Raw genomic sequence first — 6,481 nt, 5'->3', positions numbered from 1 at the left:
GTGACGCCGAGCGACATCCTGTCGGCGATCGAGGGCGAGGTCGGCGACCTCAGCATCGACGCGGCCGGCTATTCGATCGTGCGGCGCGAGGATGGCAGCTGGCTGGTCGACGCCATGACGCCGATCGACGAGGTCGAACGGCTGCTGCGCCTGCGCGGCCTGCGCTCGCCGGACGACGACTACCATACCCTGGCGGGCTTCGTGCTCTGGCACCTCGGCCACATGCCGAAGGTGGCCGAAAGCTTCGTCGAGAACGGCATGCGCTACGAGGTCATGGACATGGACGGCAACCGCATCGACAAGGTGCTGGTGCGGATCGAGATGACCGAGCCTTAAAGACCGTTTGGAAACGCGCCGGCGCGGCCGCCTGATGGCGATTCCTGCGCTTCCGGTGCTCACGGACCAACGTCCGCTGCGCGCCGGTTCTCGCGACCACCACCAGCCGACTCACGCCAACCCGTTTCCAAACGGTCTCTGCCGGAGCCAAGCGGAAGATCCTTCGGAGACGAATCCTCAGTCGTGATAAACGACCGACCGGCCGCCATCCATGGTCAGGATCGAGGCGGTGGTGAAGCCGGCCTCGTCGGAGGCGAGGTAGACCGTGGCCCAGGCCACCTGCTCCGGCGTGCCGATGCGGCGCAGCGGGATCAGGTCTTCCACCGTCTTGCGCGCCGCCGCCGGATCAGCCGCTTCCTCCCACTGCTCCAGGTTCAGCCGGGTGGCGATATAGCCCGGCGCCACCGCGTTCACCCGGATTTTCTTCGGCCCGTATTCGATGGCCAGCGCCCGGGTCAGCCCGATCAGCCCGTGCTTGGCCACGGGATAGGGAAAGCAGCCGGGGATGATCGAGAAGCTGTGGGTCGAGGCGATGTTGACGATCGACCCGCCGCCCCGCTCCAGCATCGACGGCAGCACGGCGCGGATGCAGTGCCACGCGCCCTCCAGGTCGACGGCCAGGCAGCGCGTCCAATCGGCCGCGGTCAGTTCGATCGGGTCGCGGAAGACGTTGATGCCGGCGTTGTTGACCAGGATGTCCGGCGGCCCCAGCCGCGCCGCCACCTGCGCCATCACAGCCGTGATCCCGCCCTGGTCGGTGATGTCGGCGTGGAACGCCTCGGCCGTGCCGCCGGCCGCGCGAATGTCGCCGGTCACCGCGATCGCGGCCGGGTCGTCGATGTCGAGGACGGCGATCCGCGCCCCCTCCTGCGCCATGATCCGGGCGATGGCGGCGCCGATGCCGCGGCCGGCACCGGTGATGATCGCGACCTTGTCCTGCAGCCGTCCGGCCATCTCGATATCCTCGTCTTACCAGTCGACCACGGTGCCGTCGGGCATGACGGCGTCGCGGGTCGGGAAGGGTTCCTGTTCGAACGGGTGCTTCGCGGCAACCTTCAGGTCGACCTCGACGCCCAGCCCCGGTGCCTCCGGCACCGCCCAGGCGCTGCCCTCGCGCCGGATCGGGCCCTGCACCACCTCGAAATACCAGGGCACGGCGCCGGTCATCTCTTCCTGGATCACGAAGTTCGGCGTCGCCACGTCGTAATGCAGCGCCGCCACCCCGGCGATCGGCCCCAGCGGGTTGTGTGGGGCGATGCCGCAGCCGGCGATTTCGGCCAGCGCCGCGATCCGCCGCGCCTCGGTCAGCCCGCCGCAGTGGCACAGATCCGGCTGGGCGATGGCGATGGCGCGCGCCTCCAGCAGCGGTGCGAATTCCAGGGCGCTGGTCAGCCGCTCGCCGGCTGCCACCGGCACCGGCGACCGCGCCGCGATCTGCTTCATCGAGGCGACGTCGCCCGGCGGGATCGGCTCCTCCACGAACAGCGGCCGGGCCGGGGCCAGCGCCTCGATATAGGCCAGGGCGGCGGTGGGCGAGGCGGGGCGGCCGTGGAAATCGACCATGATCTCGATAGTCGGCCCGACCGCGGCGCGCAGATCGGCCATGGCCCGGCCCAGGCTGTCGATCTGGGCAACGCCGGCGGTGTAGTGGGTGTAGGGCACGTTGACGATCTTGAAGGCGTCGTAGCCGGCCTCGACCACGGCCAGGCCGCGCTCGACCAGGGGGCCGGCCTCCATGGTGCCGTAGACCGCGTTCATCTCGCCCATGCCGAGATGGGTGTAGACCGGCACCCGGTCGCGCAGCTTGCCACCCAGCAGGCGCCACACCGGCACGCCGAGCGCCTTGCCCAGGATGTCCCACAGCGCGATCTCGACGCCCGACAGCGCGGTCATGCCGATGACGCCGAGCATCCAGAAACCCTGCTTCTTCACCGCCCGCACCGCGGCTTCGATGTCGCGCGGGTCACGGCCGATCAAGAGCGGCGCGATGTCCTCGACCGCGCCGGTGACGGCACGGGTCTTCCACTCCAGCGTCGCCTCGCCCCAGCCATACAGGCCGGGCTGGTCGGTCAGCACCCGGACGAACACCCAGTTGCGCAGTCCGGCATTGACGACATGCGTCTCGATCGCGGTGATCTTCACGCCGGGTTCCTCAGTTCGGGCGCAGCGCGCGGCTGCGCAGGTTGTCGAGCAGCACGGCGAGCAGCAGGATCACGCCGCGGATCGGGTACTGGTAGAAGGCGGGGATATTCAGCAGCCCCATCGCGTTCTCGGCAATGCCGGCGATCAGCACGCCGACGATGACGCCGGAGATGGTGGCCCGGCCGCCGGCCAGCGACACGCCACCCAGCACGCAGGCGGAGATCACCGACAGCTCCAGCCCCTGGGCCGAATTGGGCTGGCCCGAGGTGATCTTCGAGGCCAGCAGCACCCCGGCGATGGCGCACATCAGGCCCTGGATGGCGAAGATCATGATCCGGGTCTTCGACACGTCGACCCCGGCCAGGCGCGACGCATCCGGGTTGCCGCCGACCGCCAGGGTGTTGCGGCCGAACACGGTGCGGTTCAGCACGAAGCCGAACACGGCGAAGGAGATCAGCAGCACCCAGATCGGTATCGGCACGCCGAACACCTTGGTCAGGGCGATGTTGTAGAAGGCCGGGTCGTCGATGCCGACCGCCTGCCCGCCGGAGGTGATCAGCGCCAGGCCGCGCACGATCTGCATCGTCGCCAGGGTGGTGATCAGCGCGTTGATCTTCAGCTTGGCGATGACGAGGCCGTTGGCCAGGCCGACGACGAGGCCACAGGCCAGGGCGATCAGCACGCCCAGCACCACGCTGCCGGTCCAGTTCGACGCCATCACCGACACCATGCCGGCGAAGGCGACGGTGGACCCGACCGACAGGTCGAAATCGCGCGACGCCAGGCACAGCATCATGCTGCCGGCAACGATGCCGATCGTCACCACCGACTGCAACAGGCCGAACATGTTCCGTTCGGTCAGGAAATACGGGACCGTGGCCGAGACCAGCACGAAGGCCACGGCGAAGATCACGACCAGCCCCTGGTCGCCGAGGATCAGTTTTTTCAGCCGGTCCACTATGCCGCCCCGTTCTGTCGGTTCGTGTCGTTGGTCTCGCCGGGCGCGCGCACCGGCAGCGCCGCGGCCAGGATCGCCCGCTCGTCGAAATCCTCACGCCGGAACTCCGCCGCGATCCGGCCGGTGCGCATCACCAGGATGCGGTCGGCGATGCCCATCACCTCGGGCAGCTCGCTCGACACCACGCCGATGGCCAGGCCTTTCTCGGCCAGGTCGTACAGGATCGAATAGATCTCGCTCTTGGCGCCGACATCGATGCCGCGGGTCGGCTCGTCGACCAGCAGCACCTTCAGCGTAGGCTCCGACAGCCAGCGCGACAGGATCACCTTCTGCTGGTTGCCGCCGGACAGCTTGACGATGTCCTGCTGCCGCGACGGGGTGCGGATCCGCATCTTCCTGATGAAATCCTCCGCCACCCCGGCCTCGCGCTTCGGCTTGATGAGGCCGAAGGGCGAGAAGTGCCGGCGCGAGGAGATGACGATGTTCTCGGCCACCGACCGGCCCTGGACGATGCCGTCGGCCTTGCGGTCCTCCGGGCACAGCACCAGCCCGGCGGCCACCGAATCCTTGGGGTGGCGGATCGCTACCGGCGCGCCGTCGACCCGGATCTCGCCCCGGCGCGGCGCATCGGCGCCATAGACGAAGCGGAACAGCTCGCTGCGCCCGGCACCGACCAGGCCGAAGAAGCCGACGATCTCGCCGGCGCGGATCTCGAAGCCGGCGGGGGCGGACAGGCGCGGCCCTTCCAGCCCCGTGACCTGCAGCCGGGGTGCCCCGACCGGGCGCGGCCGCCAGTTCCAGATGTCGGCGATCTCGCGCCCGACCATGCGGTGCACGATCTCGTCGCGGGTCAGGCCATCCATCGTGCCGTAATGCGCGGCCAGCCTGCCGTCGCGCAGGATGGTGCAGCCGTCGCACAGCCGGAAGATCTCATCCAGCCGGTGCGAGACGTAGAGGATGACCTTGCCGGCGGCGCGCAACTGGTCGACCAGCCGGAACAGCACCTCGCTTTCGGAGGATGAGAGGGAGGATGTCGGCTCGTCCAGCGCGATCACCTTGGCGTCGAACACCACGGCCTTGACGATCTCGACCATCTGGCGCTGGCCCAGCGACAGCGACGACACCTTGGCGCGGGTGTCGATGGCGATGCCGGCGGCAGCCAGGGTCTCGCGCACCCGGCGGTGCAGGGCGCGGAAATCGATCACCCCGGCGCGGGCCGGGAAGCGGCCCAAGGTCAGGTTCTCGCCCACCGTCAGGTCGGGCACCAGCTGCAGCTCCTGATGCACCACCGACACGCCGGCCGCGATGGCGTCTCGGGCGGAGCCGAAGCGGCACACCTGGCCGTCGATGACGATCTCGCCGGCATCGGGCCGGTAATCGCCGCCGAGGATCTTGATCAGGGTGGATTTGCCGGCGCCGTTCTCACCCAGCAGGCCATGGACGCTGCCGCGCGGCACGGCGAAGCCGACCCTGTCCAGCGCCCGCACGCCGGGGAAGGATTTGGCGACGCCCTGGAAGGTGAGGAATTCGGTCATGGGGCTGTCTGCGCTAGGGGGACGGCGGAAGTGCTGGATCTGTCCGTTGGTTTGAAACCGTCATCGCGAGGAGCGAAGCGACGCGGCGATCCAGAGATCGAGCCGCTGGATCGCCACGCCCCTGCGGGGCTCGCGATGACGGGTCCATATTCCGTGCCGCCGGTGTGGGGCGGCTACTCCAGCCCCAGATCCTTGCGGACGGCGCTGTAATTGTCGCGGGTGGCGAGCGAGCCGGAGGTCAGGGTCAGGGCCTCGGGTGCCTTGTTGTCGGCGATCCAGGCATACATGTTCAGCGACGTCTCGTAGCCGTGACGCTTCGGCGAGATGATCACCGTGCCGAAGAAGCCGGTCGGGGTCGGCTTCTTGAACTCGTTGATCGCCGAATCGGCGCCGCCGATGCCGACCGCGATGACATTGGCCGGGGCGATGCCGGCGGTCTCGGTGGCGCGCACCGCGCCCAGCGCCGCCTCGTCGTTCAGGCCGAAGGCGACCCAGTGCTTGATGTCGCCATGCTGGTTCAGGGTGATGGTCGCGGCATCCAATGCCGCCTCGGTGTCGGTGCGCTTCTGCGGCGCGTCGAAGATCTGCGTCTCGGTGATGCCGTTCTTCAGCAGCACCGCGATGGCGCCGTCGACCCGGTCCTTGGCCGTCGGCAGCTGGTCGTAGGAGATGCGGATGGCGCCGATCGAGGCCAGGTCCCAGCCGCGCTTCTTCGCCTCATCGACGATGGTCTGGCCGACCTGCTCGCCGATCTTGGTGGCCGAGATGCCCATATGCGGCACGTCGGCGATCGGCTGGCCGCTGGCCAGCAGCCGGTCGTCCACGGTCATCAGCTTCAGGTCGTTGGCCTGGGCGCGGGCGACGATCGCCGGCCCCAGCTTCACGTCGGGCACGCAGATGATCACGCCTTGGGCGCCCTGCGCGCCGAGGTTGTCGATCGCGGCCAGCGCCTTCTCGCCATCCTCGGCGCCGATCTTCACCAGGGTGAAGCCTTTCTCGGCGGCCGCCTTGTCGGCGAATTTCCATTCGTCCTGGAACCACGGCTCCTCGGGCTGCTTGACCACGAAGCCGATCTTGACGTCGGCCGCCATGGCCGGCGCGGCGAGCGCCGACAGCATGATCCCGGCGGCGAGCAGGTGCTTGAGCACGCGCATTCTCGGTTTCCTCCCCATCGTTGGACCCCGGGCCGGCCCGGCGCATCGGCCGGGGATCGGCGGGGCGGCGCAGGTCCCGACCCGCGTCTCGGCGGCGACGGTATGGTGATAGATATGATGTTGTCAAACGAATCATATGATCTAATGTCGCCCGACAGAACGCGCCGCTGCGAAGGCGGTTGACACGGGGAGGGTCGGCGGGTGGCGATGGCGCTGCGACGGAAGGCGAGGATTTCCCCAGAGACGACCACCCCCTCCACCACGCGCCCCCGGATCGGCAAGGAGGTCGTGGCCGCGCTGGCCCGCCGCATCCTGTCCGGCGATTGGCCCCCGGGCACGGTGCTGCCGGTGGAGGC

General features: G+C 69.0%; 6 protein-coding genes. 1 reads left to right on the top strand and 5 read right to left on the bottom strand.

Annotated elements, in window-relative coordinates; genetic code table 11:
• Positions 1-336: transporter associated domain-containing protein (locus tag AC3XYG_RS38890; RefSeq protein WP_489145270.1), on the top strand; the 336-nt coding region annotated here is incomplete at its 5' end.
• Between the two features lie 177 nt (positions 337-513).
• Here AC3XYG_RS38890 and AC3XYG_RS38885 read toward each other — a convergent pair.
• The 5 genes from AC3XYG_RS38885 to AC3XYG_RS38865 all read right to left on the bottom strand — a co-directional run bounded on the left by AC3XYG_RS38885 (position 514) and on the right by AC3XYG_RS38865 (position 6,125).
• The gene (locus AC3XYG_RS38885; protein WP_489145269.1) at positions 514-1,290 is read right to left on the bottom strand and encodes an SDR family oxidoreductase; all 777 of its coding nucleotides are present in this window, start codon (positions 1,288-1,290) and stop codon (positions 514-516) included.
• Positions 1,291-1,305: 15 nt separating this feature from the next.
• On the bottom strand, positions 1,306-2,478 hold the full coding sequence (locus tag AC3XYG_RS38880) for an enolase C-terminal domain-like protein (RefSeq protein ID WP_489145268.1): 1,173 nt from the start codon (positions 2,476-2,478) through the stop codon (positions 1,306-1,308).
• A gap of 10 nt (positions 2,479-2,488) precedes the next feature.
• The gene (araH, locus tag AC3XYG_RS38875) at positions 2,489-3,436 is read right to left on the bottom strand and encodes an L-arabinose ABC transporter permease AraH (RefSeq protein ID WP_489145267.1); all 948 of its coding nucleotides are present in this window, start codon (positions 3,434-3,436) and stop codon (positions 2,489-2,491) included.
• Positions 3,436-4,971, bottom strand: a complete 1,536-nt coding sequence (gene araG, locus AC3XYG_RS38870) for an L-arabinose ABC transporter ATP-binding protein AraG (RefSeq protein ID WP_489145266.1) — start codon at positions 4,969-4,971, stop codon at positions 3,436-3,438. The genes araH and araG overlap by 1 nt, the downstream gene beginning before the upstream one ends.
• Positions 4,972-5,144: 173 nt before the next feature.
• A complete protein-coding gene (locus AC3XYG_RS38865; protein WP_489145265.1) occupies positions 5,145-6,125 on the bottom strand; it encodes an arabinose ABC transporter substrate-binding protein in 981 nt (326 codons plus the stop codon).
• Between the last annotated feature and the right edge of the window lie 356 nt (positions 6,126-6,481).

The sequence above is a fragment of the Inquilinus sp. genome, from assembly GCF_057815775.1.
Note: the sequence above shows the minus strand (reverse complement) of the source record. Positions and strands in the feature narration are given on the sequence as shown.